This is a genomic window from bacterium (assembly GCA_035371905.1).
GTDB lineage: Bacteria > Ratteibacteria > UBA8468 > B48-G9 > JAFGKM01 > JAMWDI01.
Window position 1 is genome coordinate 1 of record DAORXQ010000129.1, and the last position, 3,998, is coordinate 3,998.

The 3,998-nt window shown below is 26.9% G+C and carries 5 protein-coding genes; all 5 read left to right on the top strand.

Translation table 11 applies throughout. The features are described 5' to 3' along the window. Positions 1 to 477, top strand: a 477-nt coding sequence (locus PKV21_09405) for a hypothetical protein (GenBank protein HOM27701.1), incomplete at its 5' end; no start/stop codon positions are given. Further along, complete coding sequence (locus PKV21_09410) at positions 470 to 1,039, top strand: uracil-DNA glycosylase (GenBank protein HOM27702.1); 570 nt, start codon at positions 470 to 472, stop codon at positions 1,037 to 1,039. The genes PKV21_09405 and PKV21_09410, both read left to right, overlap by 8 nt. Next, complete coding sequence (locus tag PKV21_09415) at positions 1,033 to 1,953, top strand: V-type ATPase subunit (protein HOM27703.1); 921 nt, start codon at positions 1,033 to 1,035, stop codon at positions 1,951 to 1,953. The genes PKV21_09410 and PKV21_09415 overlap by 7 nt, the downstream gene beginning before the upstream one ends. After that, on the top strand, positions 1,950 to 2,939 hold the full coding sequence (locus tag PKV21_09420; GenBank protein ID HOM27704.1) for a uroporphyrinogen decarboxylase family protein: 990 nt from the start codon (positions 1,950 to 1,952) through the stop codon (positions 2,937 to 2,939). The genes PKV21_09415 and PKV21_09420 overlap by 4 nt, the downstream gene beginning before the upstream one ends. 46 nt (positions 2,940 to 2,985) lie before the next feature. Next, on the top strand, positions 2,986 to 3,998 hold a 1,013-nt coding region (locus PKV21_09425), incomplete at its 3' end, for a hypothetical protein (GenBank protein HOM27705.1).

Below are 3,998 nucleotides of genomic sequence, written 5' to 3' on the forward strand. Positions count from 1 at the left end.
ATTATAGAAAATGGGAAAAAAGAATTTGAAGAAAAACTTGCGATTGAAAAAGAGAAGTTAGAAAGGGAATTTGAAGAAAAACTTAAAATTGAAGAGAAAAAGATTGATTCAGAGATTGAAAGAGAGATTATAAATTTTAAGATTGAAAAAGAAAAAGAGGTTCTTTCAATTAAAAATAAATTGATTGATGAGGTGATTGAAAAAGTTGGAGAGAAGTTTAATATGTTTTTAAATGAAAATATGGAAGAGGTTATTAAAAAGGTTTTAAGCAATTTAAAAGAAAAAGATATTGAAATTTTTATACCCGAAGGGAAAAAAATTAATTTAAATTATAAAGTTATAAATGACAAAAATCTTAAAAATTCATTCAGAATAAAAAGCAAATCCTGGGAAATTGAATTTTCGTGGGAAAGTTTGAAAAATATTTTTGAGGGATTTATCAAAGAGGAGGCAAGTAAAATTATCTTTAATGAATAAAATAGAAGAAATGAATAAACTTGAAGTTCTGGCAAAGAAATGTAAAAAATGTGAATTATATAAACACAGGAAGAAAGTTGTTTTTGGTTCCGGAAATATAAACTCAAAAATTTTTTTTATTGGAGAAAGTCCTGGAAAAAATGAGGATGAAACAGGTATTCCTTTTTGTGGTAGAGCAGGAGAAATTCTTGATAAACTTTTCAATTATATTTCTTTGAAAAGAAAAGATGTTTACATAACAAGCGTTTTAAAATGCAGACCACCTAAAAATAGACAGCCAAAAAAAGAAGAAATAGAAAAATGTGGTTTTTATCTTGAAAGGCAGATAGAAATAATAAATCCTGAGATTATTGTCTGTCTTGGAAGGATTTCTTTAAATTTTGTTTCTGAAAGGTACTTTAAAATAAAAAACCCTGTAATTAGTAATTTACACGGGAAAATTATAGAAACTGAAAATAGAAAAATTTTACCTGTTTTTCATCCTGCTTTTGCAATATATAATCCGGAAAAATTTGAAATAATGAAAAAAGATTTTAAAAAACTGAAGGAAATAATATGTTAGACATATATTTTTTAAGTGGTAAGATAAATTCACTTGAGAAAAAATTTATTGATGGAGAGAAGTTAAAAAAAATTGTTGAAAGTAAGACATTTGAAGAATTTGTAAATATTCTTGAAGGTTCATTTTTTAAAATCCCATCTAATTTATCAAGTACAGATGAAATATTTAAAATTTTTGAAAATGAAAGATTGAAACTTATTGAAGAAATTAACAAAATCAATGATGAAAAAATTATTATTTTTTTTCTTTTGAAGTATGATTATTATAATCTTTCACTTCTTGTTGAAAACAAAGATGATTTTTCTCCTTATGGAATTTTGAATTTTTATATTCTTAAATATGCATTTGAAAAAAATGATTTTTCAAAAATTCCAGAAGTTTTACAAGAGGGTTTTGCTATATGTAAAAGTAAAATTTCTTTGGAAGAAAAACTTATTTCTCTTAAAAATAGTTATTTTGAAAAAATTTATTGTATCGCCAATGAAATATCAGAGTTTACACGAAATTATATAAAGATTGAAATTGACTTTGCCAATATTCAAAACTATTTGAATAAAAAATTAAATGAAAAAAAAATTTACATAGATGATTTTATAAAAAAAGGTTTTATCAAAAGAGAAAATTTTCTTGATGATGCAGGTTTATGGGAAGCAATAAGTTTAAAATATAAAAAGATAGAAATACCATTAAATGAAGAAACTGTTGAGAGAGAAAGATATAAGGTTTTAATTGAATATTTAAAAGAAGGAAGAGTTAAACCGTATGGGATTGATAAAATAATATCTTTTTATAAAGCAAGGGAAATAGAAATAGAAAATTTACAAAAATTAACAATTTCCAAATTTTATAGAGAAAGTGAAGTTTTTTTAAAGAAAATAATAATTCCACCCTATCAATACAGGGAGGGTAAATGACTCCAAGAGAAATAGTTAAAAGGGCTGTATTATTTCAGGGACCTGAAAGAATACCTTATGATTTACCAGAGCCCTATGGAAGTGATTTTTTACATGTTGGACCTGACTCTGACCCTGACTGGAAACCTTCTGTTCAAACAGAGACAAAATGGGAGGATGAGTTTGGATGTATATGGGAAAGATTGTCAGGAGATGTCACCATGGGACAGGTTAAATTTCATCCTCTTTCTGATTATTCTGACTGGTCAAAGGTAAAATTTCCAAATTATGAAAAAAAGGTAAGGTATGAAAGTGCTAGAAAAAAGATAGAAGAAAATAAAGAGGAAAAATTTGTTCTTGCTCATATACCTTTTAGTTTAATTCACCGGCTTGAATATTTAAGAGGACATAATGAAGCGTGGACAGACCCTTATTTATATCCTGAACAACTTGATAAACTCCTTGATAAATTATGTGAAATTGCGATGGTATGTATAGAAAGATTTTCTGAATTAGGAGTAGATGGAATATGTTCTGCTGATGACTGGGGATTTCAGGATAGATTGATGGTAAAGCCTGTGATATGGTATAAAGTATGGAAGGAAAAGTATAAAAAGGTTTATACATTTGCAAGAAATAAAGGAATTTTAACTTTTCTGCATAGTTGTGGTTATATAGTAGATATTCTTGATGGATTAATAGAAAGTAATTTGAATGTTATACAGATGGATCAGCAGGAAAATATGGGAGTTGAGTATTTAAGTGAAAGATTTGGTGGTCGGCTCTGTTTCTGGTGTCCTGTTGATATTCAAAACACTATGATTAAAGGAACTGTTGAAGATGTTAAAAAATATGCTAAAAAACTTATTGATTATTTCGGGAAATTTAACGGTGGATTTATTGCAAAATGGTATCCTGCTCCTCTTGCAATAAAACATACAGAAGAAAAAATTAAGGCAATGGCTGAAACATTTGTTGAATATGGCAAAACTTTTTATAAAAGATAAAAAAAGGTATAATATTAAGAGAATAGAAATTAAAAAGGGGATTTAAATGAAAAACTACAAATCAACTTCTTTAATTAAAGTTATGGACGAAGAAGAAATAAGGAATGAATTTTTGCCACAGTTACAGAATGCTATTAAAAATCTTTTGAAAATTCTGCATCAATTCAATACAAAATCTTCACTTCCTCTAAGAGAATTAAGTTTTGCTCTGATGAAAGAAGCAGACGAAATTGAAACGTTTCTTGACGAATTTGGAGCAAATCATAATAAAAAATTTTTTACTCTTAGGGAAATGGTCGCTGCTATAAGATGGTTCAATTTTTCTCTATTTCATGGACTTCATCTTTATACAAGAACAAAACACTATAAACTTTCGGTAACTCCAAAAGAATATCAGGAATTCAGAAAAGACCTGAAAAAAAATTTGATATATATTTATAAAATTATAAGGAAAATATCCATTAAATTCTTTGAAGAATGTGAGTTGATTGGATTAAAAATAAATGAGGTAGAGGTTTATTCAGAAAAACTTTTTCCACAACTACAGAGAAAAATTTTACCATCGGATATAGATGAGGGGATAGCAGAAGAAAAAGAAGAAAGAGTTTTTGAAATTCTTATAAAATTTTTAAATACCTCCGAAGAATTTAATCTATCTCTGTGTTATAAACAGGGTGATTTATTAAAAGAAGAATCAATTGAAAAATTCAGGTCTTTATTTGGACAACTTGAGTCACTTTATGATACCTATATAAAAAATACAGTTTATGAAATTGAAATTTCTGATTTCAAAAAAGTAAGAGGACATATAGCAGTTTCACTTCATCTTCTTGAAATGGCAAAGGCACTTGTTCATTTTTATGAAAGACATATAGAGAAAACTATCTATTCAGATGGATATTTTAAAATTATTGATTGTATAGGAGATGAGAATAAAATTAAAGAGATTATTGGAAAATTTGTATTCCCTTATGTTTTAAAATTTTCACAAAGCGGTAAAGAAATATGTGAGAGTATTTTCAGAAAAGCGGGAAGAAAACCAGAAGAGTTTTTAATTGA